This window comes from Bradyrhizobium huanghuaihaiense (assembly GCF_007830635.1).
GTDB lineage: Bacteria > Pseudomonadota > Alphaproteobacteria > Rhizobiales > Xanthobacteraceae > Bradyrhizobium > Bradyrhizobium huanghuaihaiense.
In genome coordinates this window covers 110782-129854 of record NZ_VLLA01000017.1, presented here as the reverse complement: position 1 = coordinate 129854, position 19073 = coordinate 110782, and the positions used below count along the sequence as shown (strand labels likewise).

Annotated in this window: 17 protein-coding genes; all 17 read right to left on the bottom strand. The window is 67.1% G+C overall.

What is annotated here, in order from left to right:
* Positions 1-2: 2 nt before the first annotated feature.
* The 17 genes from IQ16_RS29125 to IQ16_RS29045 are packed head-to-tail and all read right to left on the bottom strand — an operon-like array spanning position 3 to position 19028.
* The gene (locus IQ16_RS29125; protein WP_018643049.1) at positions 3-1577 is read right to left on the bottom strand and encodes an isochorismatase family protein; all 1575 of its coding nucleotides are present in this window, start codon (positions 1575-1577) and stop codon (positions 3-5) included.
* 19 nt (positions 1578-1596) lie between these two features.
* Positions 1597-2445, bottom strand: coding sequence for an MBL fold metallo-hydrolase (locus IQ16_RS29120; RefSeq protein ID WP_018643048.1), 849 nt, complete (start codon positions 2443-2445; stop codon positions 1597-1599).
* 30 nt (positions 2446-2475) lie between these two features.
* Positions 2476-3360, bottom strand: a complete 885-nt coding sequence (locus tag IQ16_RS29115) for an amidohydrolase family protein (protein WP_018643047.1) — start codon at positions 3358-3360, stop codon at positions 2476-2478.
* Positions 3357-4478, bottom strand: a complete 1122-nt coding sequence (locus tag IQ16_RS29110) for a vWA domain-containing protein (protein WP_018643046.1) — start codon at positions 4476-4478, stop codon at positions 3357-3359. The genes IQ16_RS29115 and IQ16_RS29110 overlap by 4 nt, the downstream gene beginning before the upstream one ends.
* Complete coding sequence (locus IQ16_RS29105) at positions 4475-5356, bottom strand: AAA family ATPase (protein WP_026311998.1); 882 nt, start codon at positions 5354-5356, stop codon at positions 4475-4477. The genes IQ16_RS29110 and IQ16_RS29105 overlap by 4 nt, the downstream gene beginning before the upstream one ends.
* A gap of 10 nt (positions 5357-5366) precedes the next feature.
* Entirely contained in the window at positions 5367-6389 is a 1023-nt protein-coding gene (locus IQ16_RS29100; RefSeq protein WP_018643044.1) for a xanthine dehydrogenase family protein molybdopterin-binding subunit, read from the bottom strand.
* 1 nt (position 6390) lies between these two features.
* Entirely contained in the window at positions 6391-7977 is a 1587-nt protein-coding gene (locus tag IQ16_RS29095) for a xanthine dehydrogenase family protein molybdopterin-binding subunit (RefSeq protein WP_018643043.1), read from the bottom strand.
* A gap of 12 nt (positions 7978-7989) precedes the next feature.
* The gene (locus IQ16_RS29090) at positions 7990-8466 is read right to left on the bottom strand and encodes a (2Fe-2S)-binding protein (RefSeq protein WP_018643042.1); all 477 of its coding nucleotides are present in this window, start codon (positions 8464-8466) and stop codon (positions 7990-7992) included.
* Between the two features lie 6 nt (positions 8467-8472).
* Positions 8473-9291 (bottom strand): FAD binding domain-containing protein, encoded by an 819-nt coding sequence (locus tag IQ16_RS29085; protein ID WP_018643041.1) that lies wholly within the window; start codon positions 9289-9291, stop codon positions 8473-8475.
* 1 nt (position 9292) lies between these two features.
* Positions 9293-9736: an SRPBCC family protein gene (locus IQ16_RS29080; RefSeq protein WP_018643040.1), complete on the bottom strand. Its 444-nt coding sequence runs from the start codon at positions 9734-9736 to the stop codon at positions 9293-9295.
* Between the two features lie 2 nt (positions 9737-9738).
* Positions 9739-10176 carry an SRPBCC family protein gene (locus tag IQ16_RS29075; RefSeq protein WP_018643039.1) on the bottom strand — a complete coding sequence of 146 codons (438 nt, stop codon included), beginning with the start codon at positions 10174-10176 and terminating at the stop codon, positions 9739-9741.
* A gap of 9 nt (positions 10177-10185) precedes the next feature.
* Positions 10186-13086 (bottom strand): flotillin family protein, encoded by a 2901-nt coding sequence (locus IQ16_RS29070; RefSeq protein WP_018643038.1) that lies wholly within the window; start codon positions 13084-13086, stop codon positions 10186-10188.
* 26 nt (positions 13087-13112) lie between these two features.
* The gene (locus IQ16_RS29065) at positions 13113-13946 is read right to left on the bottom strand and encodes a phosphoenolpyruvate hydrolase family protein (RefSeq protein WP_018643037.1); all 834 of its coding nucleotides are present in this window, start codon (positions 13944-13946) and stop codon (positions 13113-13115) included.
* A gap of 3 nt (positions 13947-13949) precedes the next feature.
* Positions 13950-16160, bottom strand: coding sequence for an ABC transporter permease (locus IQ16_RS29060; RefSeq protein WP_018643036.1), 2211 nt, complete (start codon positions 16158-16160; stop codon positions 13950-13952).
* On the bottom strand, positions 16153-16935 hold the full coding sequence (locus IQ16_RS29055; protein WP_018643035.1) for an ABC transporter ATP-binding protein: 783 nt from the start codon (positions 16933-16935) through the stop codon (positions 16153-16155). Before IQ16_RS29055 ends, IQ16_RS29060 begins: the two co-directional genes overlap by 8 nt.
* Entirely contained in the window at positions 16928-18016 is a 1089-nt protein-coding gene (locus tag IQ16_RS29050; RefSeq protein WP_018643034.1) for a branched-chain amino acid ABC transporter permease, read from the bottom strand. The genes IQ16_RS29055 and IQ16_RS29050 overlap by 8 nt, the downstream gene beginning before the upstream one ends.
* Before the next feature lies 1 nt (position 18017).
* A complete protein-coding gene (locus IQ16_RS29045; RefSeq protein ID WP_018643033.1) occupies positions 18018-19028 on the bottom strand; it encodes a branched-chain amino acid ABC transporter permease in 1011 nt (336 codons plus the stop codon).
* Positions 19029-19073: the final 45 nt, after the last annotated feature.

Below are 19073 nucleotides of genomic sequence, written 5' to 3'. Positions count from 1 at the left end.
GCTCATCCCAGCGCTCTGATCACGGTATCGGCCCTGGTCACGACCGCGACGTTCTGCATGGCAAAATTGATCGAGGCGTTGTGCCAGTCGGCATTCATGGTCGAGCAGCAGTCCTCGGGCACGATCATGAAATAGCCCTTGTCAGCACCGGTCCGCGCCGTGTGCTCGACCGACATGTTGGTCCAGGCGCCGGTATTGATGATCATGTCGCGGCCGGTGGCTTTCAGGATCGTCTCCAGCCGCGTGCCTTCCCAGGCACTCATCCGCATCTTCTCGACGATGAAGTCGCCGGGTCGTGGCTCCAGGCCTGAGACCGGGGCCGCGCCCCAGCTTCCGCGCACCATCGCCTTGCTGTCGACGAGGCCTTCGAACAAAGGGGCGTTGAGCGTAACGCCGGGTGCGCCCGGTTCGACGACGAACCAGACATGGATGATGGCGACGCCGCGCGCGCGTGCGGCTTCCGCCAGCCGCCGGACATTCTCGACGACATGCTGTTGCTTCGCATGACCCGGCGCACCCGACTCGGCGAAGGCGCCGCCGTCCATGATGACGTCGTTCTGGAGATCCTGGATGATCATGGCGCAGCGCTGCGGATCGAGCCGCATCTCACCCTGGGTGAGAACAGGCGAGGCCGGTGACGAGCTCGGGCCTGCGCCGCCACCGGCGCGACGGCCGCTCATATAGGGCTCGTGACGCGGACCGACCTTGGTCTGAATTGCGTACACCGAATGGGTCGAGGTGAGATAGAGCGTGCGCAAGTCCGGCCCGCCCCAGGCGAGGTTGGCGACCAGCTCCGGCACGCGAACCTTGCCGAGCAGCTCGCCGCGCAGCGAATAGACCCAGATCCCGCCGGGAGCGGTGACCCAGACATTGCCGTGCTGGTCGCATTTCATGCCGTCGGGCAGGCCCGGCTCCAGCTCGGATCGGATGCCGCTTGCGAACACGCGTGCGTTCGAAAGCGTGCCGTCGGAATTGACGTCGAACACGCGGATCAGTGCCTGCACGGTGTCGTTGACATAGAGCAGCTTTTCGTCGGGCGAGAAGCACAAACCGTTCGGCTGATCGAACAGGTTGCGGTCGACCACGAGCTTCGGCTCGCCGCCTGGCACGATGCGATAAACGCCCTGAAAGCCGAGCTGGCGTGGCCGCTCGACGCCATAGACCGGCATCCGTCCATACCAGGGATCCGAGAAATAGATCGCGCCGGAGGAGTGCACGCAGACGTCGTTGGGGCTGTTGAGCTCCTGGCCGCCAAAATGCGACGCGAGCACCTCGCGCCGTCCGTCCGGACGTTCGCGGACGAGCGACGAGGTCGCGTGCTCGCAGACGATCAGGTTGAGCTCGGCGTCATAGGTCATGCCGTTGCATTTGTTCGAGGGACGCTTGACCTCGACGACGCCGCGCCGTGCGTCCCAGCGCCGGCGCACGTCCCCCGGCATGTCCGAGAACAGCAGGTAGTGATCGACCGGATGCCAGATCGGCCCTTCCGTGAAGTCGAAGCCGGTGCCGATCTGCGCGACCGGCGCATAGGGATCGATCAGGTTCTCGAACTCGCTTCGCAAAGTGACGTGCGTCATCGGTCGATCCTCGACAACATCAGGCCGGAAACCAGTTCCGCTGGGGCAGGGACTGCACGACCGGTCCGGGGACTTGGTCGTGCAGGCGACCGACGACATTGCCGCCTTCGATCTTGGCAGGACGGTCGTGCACGGGAAGCAGGTAGCGCGAACTGCTCAGCAGCTTCTTGATCGCCGCCTTCTCCGCACGCTTGCTGGTGCCGTGGTTGCCGGTGGTGCGCGGCTCCCAGTCGTGGATCTCGTGGAAGGGCGTGACGATCTGGTCGTTGAAGTCGTAGATGACGTCGCCGCAGATGGTCGCGATGCCGTCGGCGGTGTGGACGATGATGTTCATCGATCCCTCGGTGTGGGCGTTGGCGGCATCGCAATAGACGCCAGGCATCAGCTCGATCGGACCGGTGATTTCGAGGTCGAGGAAGCGCAGCGCGCTCTTGGTGTGCAGGCGGTCGATCAGGTGCTTGATGTCGGGCGCCGGATATTGCGGATGCATCAGGCCGGAGACGGAGTATTCGAGCTCCTTGCGGTTGACGACGACGGTCGTGTTCATCGGGAACAGGTCGTCCTTGCCGGCATGGTCGATGTGCAGATGGGTGTGGCAGACGAAGCGCACGTCGCCCATGCGCACGCCGTGACGCGCGAGCTGGTTCTCGATCATGTGCTCATGGTACTGAAGCCCTCGCATGCCCAGCGTCTCCATGATCTGGTTGGAGCGGTAGCCGGTGTCGACCACGACCGGGTAGGGGCCGCCGAGGATCAAAAAGCCGAGGGTGAGGACGCGGCGGGTGCGGCCGCAGTCGCGGCCGAGCACCAGGAAGCTCGATTCCAGCTCGATATCGCCATAGTCCAGGATCTTGATCTCCAGTGCCATTCGGTGCCCTCCTGTCTCGTTTCTTGTCTGTCAAAGCCGGTACACGCGTGTCGCCGTCGTCCCGAAGATCGCGTCCTGCTGCTCCGCACTGAACGGGGCGGCAGCTGCGCGAAAGGCACTGACGAGCTCGTGATAGCTGGTCCACAATTTCTCGATCGGGAAGTTGGAGCCGAACAGGCATCGCTCGGCGCCGAAGATCGCGACAGTGTCGGTGAGCACGGCGGCGATATGCGCGGGATCGTTGCGATGGATGAAGGTCCCCAGCCCGGACAGTTTCGAGACCACGTTCGGGCATGTGGCGAGGCGGGCCATGCCCGCGCGCCAGGCCGCACGGCCCGCCGGCGAGAGATCCTCCAGCATGCCGGCATGCTGGAGGATGAATGTCACGCCGGGACAAGACTCGGCCAGCTGCGCGGCATCCGGCATCTGCGGCGTGAAGACCTGCAGGTCGAAGCTCCAGCCGTAGTCGGCCAGGCGCGCGACGTTGCGACGGATCACGGGCTCGGCGCAGAGATCCGGACGAGCGGCGAAGCGGTACAGCGGGTTCTCGTGCCAGTGCAGCTGCATGCGCACCCCGCGGAGCAGCGGATAGCGTTTGAGGCGATCGAGCTGCGGGCGGACGTCGTCGGCCGCGAAATTGGCGTAGGCGACAATGGCATGCGGCCAGCCGTGCTCGTCGGCTGTGCGCTGGACCCAGGCAGCTTCCTCCTCGAAGTGCTCGGGCGCCCAATTGGTCTGCACATACACTGATCGGGTGACGCCGGCGCCCTTGAGATCGGCGAGATACTCCTCGATCGGATAATCGCGCCGGATCGGCTCGTACGGTCCGAAGATGCGGGGCTGCATGGGGCCGGTCAGCCAGGGCAGGTCGGCCTGCCGCCAGATGTGATGATGGCCGTCGACAATACCGTTCACGCAGCTCTCCTTCGTCCGAGCGCCAGTACATGGGCGACGATCGAGGCACTCGATCCTCCGTCCACGAGATCGTCGACGAAGCGTTCAATCGCGACGAGCGCCTCGGTCTGCGGGCGGAAGCCCGGTCCTGTCGCGAGCGGCGTCAGCCAGCTCAGGCGCCAGGCCCGCCGCGACAATTTCGCAACGGCATCGCGAAGCGCGTCGGGCTCGCCGCGCTCGAGCCCATCCGACACGATGACCACGGCGGCGCCGCGGGCATAGCCGCCGAACCGCGGCACCGCGAGGAAGGCCTGCAGCGCGTCGCCGATGCGGGTGCCGCCGTCCCAGTCGCTCACGAGATGCGCTGCCGCGCTCAGTGCCTGCTCGCGCCGCCTCAGCCGCAGCGCGCGGGTGACACGGGTCAGCCGTGTGCCGAAGGTGAAGACCTCGACATTGGGCGCGGCGTGCACCAGCGCATGGGCAAGCTTCATGTTCTCCTCGGTCCGGCTCTTCATCGAACCGGAGACGTCGATCAGCAGCAGCATCTTGCGCGGGCGCTGGCGGCGCTTCATATGGCCGAGCCGCAGGATCTCGCCGTCGCTGCGGACGCTGTCGCGCAAGGTGCGGCGGAGATCGGCGAAGGGACCGCGGCGTGCCCGCATACGGCGGTGCCCGCGCCGCCGCGGCAGGCGCCGCGGGGCCTCGCGCGCCAGACGGCGGAGCGCATCGGTCGTGGGGAGCTGGGCGAAGCGGCGCTCGACCAGTGCCTCGGCGCGCGTCGCCGTCAGGCCTGATTCATTGGTGTCATCGGAGAGCAAGGGCTCCTCGTCGCCGCGGCCTTCCTCCTGGAGACGAACGGTCTCGTCGTCCTCGCCGTCGTCGGCGTGCTCGATGGCCTCGCTGCCGCGGAAATGCAGGTCGAACAACCGGTCGAAGGTGGTGCGGCGCTCGGGCGGCGGGGCGAGGGTGGCGAGCGCAGATTGCCTGATGTCGTCGAGGTCACGCGGGCCGAGCAACGCGATCGCTGCGAGAAAGGCGGTGGTCTGCTCCGGGGCAACGGCGAAACCGTTGACGCGCAGTAGCGCAACGAAGGAAATGAAGATGCGGGCAGCGCGCGGCAGCAGCAGCTCGGTGCTCATGCGGTCGCCTCCGCGAGCATGGCATCGAGCCGGGGGGCGATGAAGTGCAGGTCCTCCTCGTCCTTCAGCGCCACGCCGATCGAGCGCTTGAAGGCGTCGGGCCAGCGCGCGCCGCCCTTGTTGAGCAGCGTCGCGGCTTCCGCCCAATCGACGGCCTCGGCGATGCCAGGCGCCTTGCTCAGCGGTTCGCGCCGCAACCTCTCGACGGCGGCGACGACGGCGCGGGCCGTGGCTTCGGCGACGCTGGATGCGCGCATCATGATGATCCGCGCCTCCCGCTCGGCGGTGGGATAGTCGATCCAGTGATAGACGCAGCGGCGCCGCAGGGCTTCGTGCAGATCGCGCGTCCGGTTCGAGGTCAGCACCACCACGGGACGCTCGGCCGCGCGGACCGTGCCGCGCTCGGGGATGGATATCTGGAAATCGGAGAGGAATTCGAGCAGAAATGCCTCGAACTCCTGATCGGCTCGGTCGATTTCGTCGATTAGCAGCACGGTTGAATCAGGCGCGCGAAGGGCGGCCAACATCGGCCGCTCAATCAGAAAGGTTTCACCGTAGATGTCGATGCTATCGTCGCCGGCCTGCCGGATCGCGAGCATCTGGCGCGGATAGTTCCATTCATAGAGCGCAGCGGAGGAGTCGATGCCCTCGTAGCATTGCAGGCGGATGAGACGGCGGCCGAGCACGGCGGCAATGGCTTTTGCGGCTTCCGTTTTGCCGACGCCGGGTGCGCCCTCGAGCAACAGCGGCTTACCAAGTGCGAGCCCGAGATAGGCGGCAGTCGCAAGGCCTTCGTCGGCGAGGTAGTAGGCAGCTCGAAGCGCTTTCTCCAGCGCTTCCGGGCTGTCGATGCCGACGATGTTGCTGCGAACGGCCACGGCGTCTCCCTCAGCGCCGCGCCTGCGGCCGTGCACCGCCCTGGCTCTTGATTGCCCGCAGCACCTTTTCCGGCGTGATCGGGAGATCGTCGATGCGCACGCCGACGGCATTGAAGATCGCGTTGGCAACGGCGGGCAGCACCGGATTGGCGCACATCTCGCCGGGGCCCTTGGCGCCGAACGGACCATCAGGGGCAGGGCGTTCCAGCACGGCGATATCGTGCGGACAGATGTCGCCGGGACCGGGCATCAGATATTCGACGAAGTCGCGGGGCCCGTGAGCCGGGTCCGGGTAATAAGGCTCGGGCGTCTCGTAGAGCGCGTGACTGACACCCATCCAGGCGCCGCCGACGAGTTGCTGCTCGACCAGGCGCGGGTTGAGCGCGCGGCCGAGCTCATAAGCGGAGTCCATCCGGACCATCGCAACCTCGCCGGTCTCGTCGTCGACCTCGACCTCGGCGACGAGGCAAGCATGGGCATAGCAGGTCGCCGGCGACATCTCGCCGGTCTCCGGATCGACGTCGGACAGCGGCACGAGGAAGATGCCGCGGCCGGAGATGGTCTTGCCCTGCTTGAATTGCGCCGCGATCGCGACGTCCTTGGTCGAGATCGAGCGGTGTGGCGCGCCCTTGACGTGGATGTTGCCGCGGCCGTCGGTCTCGAGATCGGCCGCGTTGACCTCGAGCTCCTCGGCGGCCGCCTCCATCATCACGCCGCGCGCCTCGCGGGCGGCAGCCATCACGGCGTTGCCGACACGGTGGGTGCCGCGCGAGGCGAACGAGCCCATGCAGTGTGGGCCGGTGTCGGAGTCCGCCGTGTCGACATAGACGTCCTCGACTGGCACGCCCAGCGTCTCCGCGCAGATCTGCCGCGTCACCGATTTCATGCCCTGTCCCAAGTCGATCGACGACAGCGCCACGGTGAACTTGCCGCTCGGGTTGGAATGCACCAGCGCCTGGCTCGGATCGCCGCCGAGATTCATGCCGATGGGATAGTTGATCGACGCCATGCCGCGTCCGCGATGCCTGGTCATCTCAACGTCTCCTGGTTCCGAACACGGACGAGAAGCGGGTCGCCCCGTGCGATGGGGCGGCGGGGCGGGGCGGCGGAGGCGCCGGCGGAGGTGGATCGCGCGGCGGCTCTCGCGTGACCGTCACCGGCGCGCGGTCATAGCTCGTGCGCTGCTGCGACGGCGCCGCCGGCCGCGCGCGCGAATCCGTCGGCGTCGTGGGGATGGCGGCGCGGCTGCCGCCGCCGTCCTTGCGCGAGGAGGCGCGCTTGAACTCCTCGCGGATCGGCCACTTTGCCTTTTCGGCCGCGACCTGGACGCATTCGATCAATGCTGTGTTCTTGGCCTCGCGCCGGTGCGCCTTCATGTCGCCGTCGCGATAGGCGTTGAGGATGCGGAACTCCATTGGGTCCATGCCGACGAGGTTGGCCAGCTTGTCCATCTGGCACTCGATGGCGAAGTCCATGGCGGTGACGCCGAAGCCGCGCATGGCGGTGGCGGGCGTGCGGTTGGTGAATACGCAATAGACCTCGCCATAGACGTTCGGGATGGTATAGGGGCCCGGAAGGTGCGCGGCGCATTTTACTGCGGCATAGCTCGACAGCCTTGTATAGGCCCCGCTGTCGAAATAGGCGCGGATCTTGCGCGCGACGATGCGGCCGTCGCGCATCACGCCGTCCTTGATGTAGATGCGCTCGGCGCCGCGCGGCGGGCCGTACTGCATTTCCTCCTCGCGCCCGAACACGTAGCGCACGGGACGCCCGGTCAGCATGGCGCCGAGGATCGCGAGCGGCTCGGTCAGGGTGTCCACCTTGCCGCCGAACCCGCCGCCGACGGTTCCTCCGATGAAGTGGAAGGTGTTGGAGGGCACGTCCAGGATCTTGGCGCAGGTGTCGACCGAGAAGAACAGCGCCTGGGTCGAGGTGTAGACGACGTAGCGACCGTTGGTATCGGGCGCTGCGATGGCGCCGTTTGTCTCGGTCGGCGCGTGCTCGATGGGCGACATCTGGTAGCGTTGCTCCAGCACGTGGTCGGCGGTTGCAAGCGCCGCATCGGCGTCGCCGAAGCGCAGGCGCTGGTGATCGTAGACGTCGTGATAGGTGAACGTGTTCTTCGGATAGGTCTCGTTCACCACGGGGGCGCCGGGCTTCAGCGCGTCCTCGACGTCGAACACGGTCGGCAGCGGCTCGTAGTCGACCTTGACCTTTGCGATCGCCTCGAAGGCCTCGCGCTCGCTGTCAGCGATAATCGCGACAATCGGCTCGCCCTTGTAACGCACCTTGTCGACCGCCAGCGACGGCTCGTCGTCCTTGCCGAAGTTGATGAGGCTGAGCAGCGTGTTGAGGTTGCGCGGCACGTCGGCGCCGCGGATGATGCGGCGGACGCCGGCCGAGCGCTCCGCCTCCGTGGTGTCGATGCGGCGGAGCCTTGCATGCACCTGCGTCGAGCGTACGACCTTCAGGTGCAGCATGCCCTGCAGTTTGTGGTCATTGAAATAGCTGGACGTGCCCGTGACATGGCCGAGCATGTCCTGGCGCTGGGTGCCCTTGCCGATCTCCTTCAGATTATCGTCGCGCTCGTCGGCGAAGATGTCCTTGCGCAGTTCCAGCATGGTCGCGTTCCCTTACGCGCTGACCCGGCCGCCTGCGGCGGCGAGGATGGCATTGATGATCGGCTCGTAGCCGGTGCAGCGGCAGATGTTGCCAGAGATGGCTTCGACGACCTCGTCGCGGCTGGGCGCGGGGTTGCGGTCGAGCAGCGCCTTGGCGGCCATCAGCATGCCCGGCGTGCAATAGCCGCACTGGGCGGCGAAATGGTCGGCGAAGGCGCGCTGGAGCGGATGCAGGTTCGGGCCCTGCTTCATGCCGTCGAGCGTCTCGACCGAGCGGCCCGCGACCGTCTCGGCGAGTGTCAGGCAGGAGAGGTGCAGCTCCCCGTCGATCAGCACGCTGCAGGTGCCGCAGCCGCCCTGGCCGCAGCCGAATTTTGGCGTCATGTCGCCGATCAGCTCACGCAGCGCCACCAGCAGATTGGTGCCGCCGTCGACGAAGATCGCGACGTCGCGGCCGTTGTGGCGAAATTGCAGGGGGATTTTCGACATGACGATCTATTCCTGTCCCGACAGCAGTCGGCGCAGATGCACGCCGACGATCTCGCGGCGATACCAGGCGCTGCCGAGCGCGTTGTCGGATGGCGACGTTCCTTCAGCTGCCGCCGATGCGGCGGCCGCGATCGTCGCGGCATCCAGCGAGCGGCCCTCCAGCGTACGCTCGGCTGCGCGTGCGCGGATCTGCGTCGGCGCCATCGAACCCAGTGCGATGCGCGCACCCGCAATCCGGCCCCCGCTGATGGGCAGATGCGCGGCCAGCGTGATCACCGCGCCGCCCTTCGGCTTGATCCGCGCGATCTTGCGAAAGCGGAATGCCTCGGCGCTCGCTGGCCGGGTGCAGGAAACTGACAGCACCAATGTCCCGGCCTGCCGTTCGCGTGCCTGCAAAAACTCTTCGATCGGGATGTCGCGCGCGCCGAATCCACCCGCGACGGCGATGATGGCATCGAGCGCCAGCAGCGCCACGGTGAAATCGCCGTAAGGACTTGGCGCAAACAGATTGCCGCCGACCGTTCCCATATTGCGCACGGCGGGGCCGCCGATCGAGCGGGCAGGGGCGTGCAGAAAGGCGAGGTCGCGCTCGGCGAGGACGCGCGCGAAGGTGACACCGGCGCCGAGCGTCACGCGCGGGCCGGAAGCATCGATCCGGGTCAGCGCCTGGTCGCTGGCGCGAACGATGGTCGAGATCGAGACGTCGCCCTCGTTCAACGCCCGCATCACCAGCGTGCCGCCGCCGACGTAGCGCGCGCTGCGGTCCGAGGACAGCGCTCCGGCCGCCTCGCTCGCATTCGCGAAGGTCTTTACCGTCACGGCCATGTTATGCGGCCTCCTTCATGTGCCGGCGGATCGCTTCGAACCCGGCTTGGTAAATGTCTTCGGCGACCATGAGGGTGATGCGCTCCCGGTCTTCCGGTTTGGTCGTGAACCGCGACTCCCAGTGCCAGAAGGTACGGTCGCCGTCGGTGACGGGCAGCAGGCGGACATGGGCGACGTAGTTGAACATCGGGATCGGCGTATCGAGCAGGCAATAGCTGAAGCTCTGTTCGAGGTCGGACAGGGCCAGCAATTGCTCGCGCAGCTCCGAGCCGTCCTTCAGCTTGAACCGCCTGACGCAGCCGATCTTGTCGGCGGATTGCGCGCGCTCGATCGAGGAGGTCGCAACCGCCGGATGCCAGCGGTCGTGCCCGTTGAAATCGCGCAGCACGCTCCACACCGCCTCGGTCGGCGCGTTCAGGATCGTGCTCTTGACGATATGTGGCACGGCTAGCCTCCGAACACGCGCTTCAGGGCGTCGAAGCCGCCCTGAAACACGCCGCCGCCGATATTGCTCACGAGCTCGGTCTCCCGCTCCGGCGCGCAGTCGAACTCTGCGGTCCACTCCATGAAGGTCTGGTCGCCGTCGGTGACGGGCGTGAGCCGCAGCGTCGCGACGTAGTTCTCGACGCCCATCGGGGATTCCAGGATCGAATAGGTGCAGAACATGTCGTAGTCGGAGAGCCCCAGCAGCTTCTCGCGGATGCGGTCGCCGTTGCGCAGGCGAAAGTCCCTGACGCATCCGATCTTGTCGGAGGGCTCGCCACCCTCGATCCGGCTTTCGGCGATCGCCGGGTGCCAGTTCGGCAGGCCGTTGAAATCGCGCACCCGCGCCCAGACGCGATCGTTGCGGGCGTTGACGACGGTGGAGACGTAGACGCGGGCCATGGCGCGACCTCAGCTCTTCTTCCGCGGACCGCGCTCGGTCGGCGGCTCGCCGCCTTCGGCAGGGGGCGGGGCGGCGGGCTTGTCGCCACCGCCGCCCTTGCGCGCGGCATCCTTGATGCCCTGCATGTCGCGGGCCTCGCGGATCAGTCCGGGCATCTTTGCCAGGCTGCCGCCTTCGACGCCGATGTCTGACAGGATGGAGTCGATCAGGGGCGCCTGGACGCGGTAGCGCAGGGCGGAGTCGATCACCTCGTCGGTGGCGCTGCGACCGCCATTGCCGCCGCCGTGTCCGTTGCCGTTGAGGCCGTCGACCTGGAGGATGCGGATGCCCTCGATCTTCTCCATTGGCTTGACGCTTTCGCGCACGATGCCCTCGATGCGGTCGAGCAACTTGCGGCGAAACAGCGAGTAGCGGGCCTGATCCGTCAGCACGTTTTCGGCCTCGTTGAGCATCCGCTGCGCCTCGGCCTCGACTGTGGCGCGGATGCGCTCGGCTTCGGCCGCGATACGGGTTTCCTCGGCCTGCTTCTCGGCCAGCAGGACCTCGACGGTCTTGCGTCGCTTTGCGATCTCGCTCTCGCGCGCGGTGACGACACGCTCGGCCGCTTCGGTCGCACGCATCCTTGCCTCCTCGGCGGCGGCGCGGGCGGCGGACTCCTCCAGCGATTTCTGATGAATGGCGATGGCCTTCTCCATCAGCACCGTCTCGACGTCCTTCTCGCGGTTGACTTCGAGCTTGCGCAGTTCGCGCTCGCGGCCGATGCGGGCTTCGTCGAGGCCGCGATCCGAAGCGATGCGGGCGCGCTCGACCTCTTCGCGCGCTGCGATTTCCGCCTCCTGGAGCGACTGGACGCGGGCGACCTCGAGCTGCTCGATGGCGCGCCGTCGCTCGAGACGGGCCGCCTCAAGCGCCTGCTCGCGCGAGACGTCGGTGGTCTCGACCTCCTTGCGCGCGACGATCTCGGCCTGCTTGACCTGGCGGTCGGCATCGATCCGTTCGGAGCGTTTGGTGGAGAGGGCGATGACGCGGTCTTCGTCCGCAATCTCGACGGCCTTCTTCTGCTCGATATTGAGCACCTCGCGCTTTTTGGAGGAGTTGATGCGCTCGGCCTCGAGGGCGAGATCGACCGTGATACGCTGGCGCTCGATGGCGTCGCGCCGTTTCAGCTCGGCCGCTTCCAGGATGCCGGTTCGCTCGATCTCGAGCGAACGGGTGTCGCGCTCGGCCTGGATTCGCTCGGCCGCAACCGCCTTCTCCTGGGCGATGCGGGCCGCTTCGATCGCCTCGCGCGATGCGATGTCGGCTTCCTCGACCGCGCGGTTGCGGGCAATCTCCAGCGAGCGCACGCGCTCCTCCTGGGCGATGCGGCTGGCTTCCGTCGCTTCGCGGGCCGCGATGCCGGCAACGTCGAGCGTCTGGTTACGCTCGATCTCCAGCTGCCGGGTGTTCTGCTCGGCGGCGATGCGGTCTGCGGCCAGCGTCCGCTCGCGCGCGATGCGCGCGGCCTCGACCGCGCGCTGGGCCTCGATCTCGGCCTCCTGGATGGTGCGCACCTGCTGGATCTCCAGCGCGCGGGTGCGCTCGTCTGAGGAGATGCGCTCGACATTGACAATCAGCGTCTGGGCGATGCGGGCCTTCTCGGTGGCTTCGCGCGCGACGATCTCGGCCTCGTCTACGGCGCGGGTGCGCTCGATCTCGCGGCGCCGCGTCTCCTCCTCGTTGGCGATACGGGCATCGGTGACGACGCGGTCCTGCTGGATCCGCGCCTTCTCGATGGCTTCGCGCGCGGCGATCTCGGCTTCCTCGACCGTGCGCATCCGCTCGATCTCGCGCTGGCGCACCTCGCGCTCGGAAGCGATGCGGCTGGTGTCGATCGAGCGCTGGTTGGCGATCCGGGTCTTCTCGATCTCCTCGCGCGCCAGCAGCTCCTTCTCCTCGATCGTCCGGGTCCGCTCGATCTCCTTCTGGCGGGTCTCGCGCTCCGAGGCGATGCGGGCTTCCGCGATCGCCTGGTCGTTGGCGATGCGGGCGCGCTCGATGGCCTCGCGCGCCGAGATCTGCGCCTGCTCGGCCTCGGTCTCGCGCAGCGCGCGCTCGCGGGCCACTTCCGTGCGCTGGAGGGCGCGGCGCATTTCGATGTCGCGTTCCTGCTCCAGGCGCGCGGTCTCGCTCTCGCGCTCGATTTCCAGCGCCTGCCGCTCGGCCTCCAGATTGCGTGAACGGATCTTGATCATCGAGTCCTGCTCGATGTCGTTGCGCAGCTTCCGCTTGGCCTCGATGTCCTCCATCAGGCGGGTCAAGCCTTCGGCATCGAACCGGTTCGAGGGGTTGAAGAATTCGAGGTCGGTCTGGTCGAGATCGGTGATCGCGACCGATTCCAGCTCGAGGCCGTTCTGGGCGAGGGCTTCCGCCGCTTCGGTCTTGACACGCGCGACATATTCGCCGCGCCGCTCGTGCATCTCCTCCATGGTCATTTCGGAGGCGACCGAGCGGATCGCCGAGATGAACTTGCCGGCCAGCAGCGCGTGCAGCTGCCCGGGCTCCAAGGTGCGGCGGCCGAGCGTGGCTGCCGCGATCGAGACGGCTTCGCGGGTCGGCTGCACGCGCACGTAGAAGTCGGCCTCGATGTCGACCCGCATGCGGTCGCGGGTGATCACGGCGTCCTGTTTGGAGCGCACGATGCCCATCGGCAAAACATTCATGTTGACCGGCGTGTAGTCGTGGATGAACGGCAGCACGAAGGCGCCGCCATTGATCACCACGCGTTCGCCGAGGAAACCGGTCCTGACGAACGACGTCTCCTTGGAGGAGCGATGGTAAAGCCAGTTCACGATATAGACGCCAACCACGATCACGATGATCGCGACGATCAGCCAGAGGATCAATTCACCGACCAGCATCCCTGACATGTTTCCCTCCTTCGAACCTTCCGGCGTTACCGCGCGCCGATCGCCTTGAATTGACGTACCTGCTCCGTCAGCGCCCGCTCCACGGGCAGCCGCTCCATCGAGGAGGCGCCGTAGAAGCCGTGGCAATGACGGGTGTTCTTCATGATGAAATCGGCGTCGGCGGGATCGGCGATTGGGCCGCCATGGGCCAGCACCAGGATGTCCGGATTGACGCTGAGCGCAGCTGTGGCCCAGGTGTCGATCCGCGCGGGACAGTCCTTGAGCCTCAAGGCGGTCTGCGCGCCGATCGTCCCGCCCGTCGTCAGCCCCATGTGGCAGACGATGATGTCGGCACCGGCGATCGCCATCGCGGCGGCCTCCTTCTCGCTGAACACGTAGGGCGTGGTCAGCATGTCCTTGTCGTGCGCTTTCGCGATCATGTCGATCTCGAGCGCATAGGACATGCCGGTCTCCTCGAGATTGGCGCGGAAAGTGCCGTCGATCAGACCGACCGTCGGAAAGTTCTGGACGCCGGCGAAACCAAGGGCCTTCAGCTGGTCGAGAAAGACGTCCATGTCGCGGAACGGGTCGGTGCCGTTGACGCCCGCGAGCACCGGGGTCTGGCCGACCACCGGGAGCACCTCACTGGCCATTTCGAGCACGATGGCGTTGGCATCGCCATAGGCCATCAGGCCCGCGAGCGAGCCGCGGCCGGCCATGCGATAGCGGCCGGAATTGTAGATGACGATGAGATCGACGCCGCCGGCCTCCTCGCATTTGGCCGACAGGCCTGTGCCGGCGCCGCCGCCGACGATCGGCTCGCCGCGCCTTGCCATGTCGCGGAACTTCTTCAGGAGGGCTGCGCGTTCAAACCTGGCCATCGGTCACCTCGCTAGTCTCCGCCGCGCGCCGGTGCGGCCGAACAGGGTTCGGAACGCGCTGACGATGACGGCGGCGAAGTCGGGATCGTTGATGTTCTTGGGCGTGCGAATGAGCTGGCGGTTGCCGGTCTGCCGGACATTGCGCTCCAGCGAGCGGAACAGCGCGGCATCGGCGTCCGGATCCCAGAACGGCTGGCCTCGCGCATCGAGCGCGGAGACGCCGCCCTCGGGCAGGAAGAAGCGCACAGGGCCATCCATCTGGTTGAGCCGCTCGGCGATCCAGCGGCCGATGCGCTCGTTCTCCTCGGCAGTCGTCCGCATCAACGTGACCTGCGGATTGTGGACGTGGAATTTGCGGCCGCGGTAGCGCTCGGGGATGGTGTCGAGCGCGCCGAAATTGACCATGTCGAGCGCGCCGACCGAGCCGACATAGGGCAGCCGGCTGCGGATGATCGCGCCAAAACGATCCTCGGTCGCCGGAAACACGCCGCCCATCAGCAGGTCGCAGATTTCGGTCGTGGTGAGGTCGATGACGCCGGCGAGCTGGCCGGACTCCACGAGCTTTTCCATGGAACGGCCACCGACGCCGGTGGCGTGGAAGACCAGGCATTCGAAATCGTCGTGCAGCTCGGCCGCGATCTTCTGCACGGCAGGCGTGGTGACGCCGAACATGGTGATGCCGACCGAGGGCAGGCCGCCGGCCTCGCGCGCCGCCGCGGCATGCGCATCAAGGCGCGCCTTGGCCATTCCGGCGAGCGCGTTGGCGCCGTTGGCCAGCACCGCGCGCGAGATCGAGTTCAGCCCCTGCACGTCCGTGACCGAGTACATCATCGTGATGTCGGCGGGGCCGACATAGGGCCCGACATCGCCCGAGGCGATGGAGGAGATGATCAGTTTGGGCACGCCGACGGGAAGGGTACGCATGCCCGGCGCAACCAGCGACGCCGCGCCCGAGCCGCCGGCCGTGATCACGCCGGCAACGTTACCCTGGCGTCGCAGCCAATTGGCGAACGCATCGGCCATCGCGGTCACGGCAGCGCCGCGATCGGGGCCGAACACGGCCGCACCGCCGCGGCCGTGGTTCAGCGCGATCTCCTGCGCGGAGACATCGCAGCTCGAATGCTTGCCGCTGGTCGAGACGTCGACCAGCCGGGTGCGTAGACCGGTTCCTGCAACGATGTCGCGGATGAAGCGCAACTCGGTGCCCTTGGTATCGAGCGTGCCGACGACCAGGACGATGGGCGGGCCGGCGGTCTGCGCCGCCACCGGCTCGCGCCTGCGCCGCGTCGTCTCCTCCAGCCGCGCGACATGCGTCGAGACCGTGCGGGCCGCCGCCTCGATGCGGGCGATCGGCACCGGCTGCGACCATCGCGTCGGGAGCGTCGGGTTGGAAACGTAGATGCGGATCGGTCCGCCCGGGCGCGGCGCCGGCGCTGGCTTCGCGCCGCGGGCAGCCTCGGAGATGTCGCTATCGGGCTCGAGCTCGGCGTGAAGCCCGACGCCGAGCAGGCGCTGCTGCAGCTCGCGGTCCGCGGCAAGGCGGCCGGAGTCGATGATGCGGTTGACGCGGCCGTTGACCATGATCGCGACATTGCGCGAGATCGCCGTGGCCACCCCGATGTTCTGCTCGATCACGAGCACGGACATGTCGCCGTCCTCGCCGAGCCGCAGCAGCATCTCCTCGACCTGCGCGACGATGACGGGCGCGAGGCCTTCGGTCGGCTCGTCCATGATCAAGAGATGCGGATTGGTGAGCAGCGCGCGCGAGATCGCCAACATCTGCTGCTCGCCGCCGGAGAGCTGGCCGCCGCCGTGGCCCTTGCGTTCAGCGAGGCGCGGGAAGGTGTCGTAGATCCGCTCGACGGTCCAGGCCCCTTGCCGCATGCCGCCGGCAAGCTGCAGATGCTCATCGACGCTGAGCGAGCGCCAGAGACGGCGGCCTTGCGGCACATAGCCGACGCCGAGCCGGGCGATCTGGGCCGACGGCCGCCGCGTGACATCCTCGCCGCGCACGCGGATCGATCCGCCGCTCACGCCAACGAGCCCCATGATCGCCTTGCACAGCGTGGTCTTGCCCATGCCGTTGCGGCCGACGACGGAGAATACGCCGCTGTCCAGCGTGAGATCGACGCCTTGCAGCGCGTGGGAGTGACCGTAGTAGACGTCGAGGCCGCGGACCTCGAGCGCAGGGGAAGAGCGGCGGGCCTCATTCATGGCCGCCTCCGAGATAGAGCTCCTGCACCTCGGGATCGGACTGGATCTCCTGCGGCAGGCCCTCCTTGAAGACGCGCCCGTTGTGCATCATCGTGACGCTCTCGACGACGCGCAGCGCCACGTCCATGTCGTGCTCGATGATGATGTAGCCGATATGGGCGGGCAGGGAAGTCAGGATCTCGATCAGCTCGGCCCGTTCGGTCGGCGACAGCCCCGCGGCCGGCTCGTCGAACAGGACGAAGCGCGGGGCGCCGGCCAGCGCGAGCGCGATCTCGAGCTGGCGCTGCTGGCCGTGCGCGAGCTCGGCCACGCGCTGGTCCTTCACGGCGGACAGATGCACGGCCTGGACGAGATTGTCGGCTGCATGCATCAGGGCATCATTCTGTCCCGGCCGCAGAAACGAGAAGCGTCCGCGCGAGACGCCGCGGCAGGCGAGATAGACGTTGTCCTGCACGGTGAGGCCCGGGAACAGCGCCGAGATCTGGTAGGTGCGGCGCAGCCCGCGGCGGATGCGTTCATAGGGCGGGAAGTGCGTGACGTCTTCGCCGAAGAAGCGGATTGTGCCGGAGGAAGGCGGGAAATCGCCGGTGATGCAGTTGAACAGCGTGGTCTTGCCGGCGCCGTTGGAGCCGAGCACGGCGCGCCGCTCGCCCGGCCGCACCGTGAAGGTGACGTCCGTCAGCGCTGCCAGCGCGCCGAACAGCCGCGTCACGCCGCGTAGCTCGAGCGCGGCACTGGCACCGACGGCGGAGAGGCGTTGGGCGACGCTATCCATGGCCGCGCCCTCCGTCTGGGCGATCCGTCCGCGGACGCTGGCTCTGACGCCACCGCTGCCACAGTCCGATGACGCCGTCCGAGGACCAGAACACGATGGCGAGGAAGCCGAGCCCGATCAGCAGGCGGAAGCGGTTGCCGTCGAGCCCGAGCCTGACCAGGAAGTCGAGCGCGAAGGTGCGCAGCAGCACGAAGATCAGCGCACCGATGAAGGGGCCGATCGGGCGGGTGATGCCGCCGACCACGGCGATGATCAGCACGTCGATGCAGGCACCGACGCTGACCGAGCCCGGCGAGATCTGGCGGTAGTTCCAGACCTGCAGTACCCCGCCGAGCGCGGCGATGAAGGAAGCGAAGGCATACGCCGCCACGCGATGCGCGTTGACATTGAAGCCGAGCGCGGCCATCCGGCGTGGGTTGTCGCGCACGCCCTGCAGCGCGAGGCCGAATGGCGCGCGTGAGATATACTGGACCGCAAAGTAGCAGATCGCGGCGACGCCGAGCGTCACGTAATAGAACGCGATATCGGTACGCCAGTCGATGCCCCAGAAATGCGGGGTGGCGACGGTATTGATGCCGGTGTGGCCGCCGAAGATCGCCCAGTTCTGGTTGGTGAAGTAGTAGAAGGCCGCACCGATCGCCAGTGTGATCATGATGGTGTAGATGCCCTCGGTGCGCACCGCGAGCGCGCCGCCGAGCGTGCCGAAGGCGGTCGCGAGCGCGAGTGCCATCGGCGTTGCGAGCCACCACGGCCAGCCCAGGCTGATATTGGTGTTGGCGCTGATGCCGAATACCGCGACCATGTAGGCGGCAAATCCCGCGATGGTCAGCTGCATCAGGCTGACCATGCCGCCGTAGCCTGCGAGGAACATCAGGCTGAGCGCGATGGTGCCGAGGATCAAGGTGGTGCCGAAGATCTCGATCAGGAAGAAGCCGCTCGCGATCAGCGGCATGATGACGAGAATCAGCGCCACCAGCCAAGCCGCTGGGTTCTCAAATTCCGGCCAGGCGCGGATGAAGGCGCGGCGGGCGGCTGATGCGGGCGGGGTGGCGCGAAGCTGGGTGCTCTGCAGCAACGACATCTCAGCGCCTCGCCAACAGGCCTTGCGGCCGGATCGCCAGCACCAGCACCATGATCAGGAAGGTCACGACGATGGCGTAGGTCGGGATGTAGACCGAGCCGAGCTGCTCGGCGAGGCCGATGATCAGCGCGCCGAGTGCCGCACCGGGGATCGAGCCCATGCCGCCCACGATCACGACGACGAGCGAGGCGAGCAGGAAGCGGATGTCCTCGCCGGGCGATAATGACTGGAAGGTGCCGCCGACCACGCCGGCGATGCCGGCAAGCCCCGCGCCGAACGCGAACACCAGCACGAAGACGAGCTGGATGCGCACGCCGGTTGCGGCAAGGATGTCGCGATCATCGACGCCGGCGCGGATGATCATGCCGATCCGGGTGCGGTTGAGCGCGAGCCACATCGCGACGCCGATGACCACGGACGCAGCGAAGATCACGAGCCGTACCATCGGATATCTGAGATAGACCGGTTCGCCCGAGGACTTCACCGCGGTGATCAGCGGCAGGTCCACGGGCCCGATCAACCAGCTCGGGGTCTGGATCTGGTAGAAATCGCCGCCGCAGGCCCAGAGCATGAGATCGGCAAACACGATCGACAGTCCGATCGTCACCATGGTCTGCCTGAGGTCCTGGCCCTCCATGCGCCGGAACACGATCACCTGGAGCAGCACGCCGACCAGGGCCGTCAGGATAAAGGCGACGATGAAGCTGAGGGTCCAGGAGCCGGTCGACGTGCTGACGGCGTAGCCGACATAGCCGCCGAACAGATAGAGCGAGCCGTGGGCGAGATTGACGTTGCGCATCAGGCCGAAGATCAGCGTGAAGCCACTGGCGACGAGAAAGTAGAGGCCCCCGAGCGTAATGCCGTTGAAGACGGCATTGAGGAAGACGCGTTTGCGGCCGATCGCCTCTTCGAGACCCGGCGGCCAGACCGAGAAGATCAGCCAGAGTAAGACGGCAATGGCAATGATCGTGATCAGCGCCCAGGCGGGATGGCGTTCGATGAAACGGCTCATGTGCGCCGTCCGTTTGTCCGGGCGACGCGGCGATCGTTCATCGAA

Bases quoted from the DNA above. Each gene is read 5' to 3' on its own strand.
- IQ16_RS29075 (WP_018643039.1), bottom strand. From the start codon at position 10,176: ATGGCCCGCGTCTACGTCTCCACCGTCGTCAACGCCCGCAACGATCGC.
- IQ16_RS29045 (WP_018643033.1), bottom strand. From the start codon at position 19,028: ATGAGCCGTTTCATCGAACGCCATCCCGCCTGGGCGCTGATCACGATC.
- IQ16_RS29065 (WP_018643037.1), bottom strand. From the start codon at position 13,946: ATGGCCAGGTTTGAACGCGCAGCCCTCCTGAAGAAGTTCCGCGACATG.
- IQ16_RS29050 (WP_018643034.1), bottom strand. From the start codon at position 18,016: ATGTCGTTGCTGCAGAGCACCCAGCTTCGCGCCACCCCGCCCGCATCA.
- IQ16_RS29125 (WP_018643049.1), bottom strand. From the start codon at position 1,577: ATGACGCACGTCACTTTGCGAAGCGAGTTCGAGAACCTGATCGATCCC.
- IQ16_RS29055 (WP_018643035.1), bottom strand. From the start codon at position 16,935: ATGGATAGCGTCGCCCAACGCCTCTCCGCCGTCGGTGCCAGTGCCGCG.
- IQ16_RS29120 (WP_018643048.1), bottom strand. From the start codon at position 2,445: ATGGCACTGGAGATCAAGATCCTGGACTATGGCGATATCGAGCTGGAA.
- IQ16_RS29095 (WP_018643043.1), bottom strand. From the start codon at position 7,977: ATGCTGGAACTGCGCAAGGACATCTTCGCCGACGAGCGCGACGATAAT.
- IQ16_RS29090 (WP_018643042.1), bottom strand. From the start codon at position 8,466: ATGTCGAAAATCCCCCTGCAATTTCGCCACAACGGCCGCGACGTCGCG.
- IQ16_RS29085 (WP_018643041.1), bottom strand. From the start codon at position 9,291: ATGGCCGTGACGGTAAAGACCTTCGCGAATGCGAGCGAGGCGGCCGGA.
- IQ16_RS29110 (WP_018643046.1), bottom strand. From the start codon at position 4,478: ATGAGCACCGAGCTGCTGCTGCCGCGCGCTGCCCGCATCTTCATTTCC.
- IQ16_RS29060 (WP_018643036.1), bottom strand. From the start codon at position 16,160: ATGAATGAGGCCCGCCGCTCTTCCCCTGCGCTCGAGGTCCGCGGCCTC.
- IQ16_RS29100 (WP_018643044.1), bottom strand. From the start codon at position 6,389: ATGACCAGGCATCGCGGACGCGGCATGGCGTCGATCAACTATCCCATC.
- IQ16_RS29070 (WP_018643038.1), bottom strand. From the start codon at position 13,086: ATGTCAGGGATGCTGGTCGGTGAATTGATCCTCTGGCTGATCGTCGCG.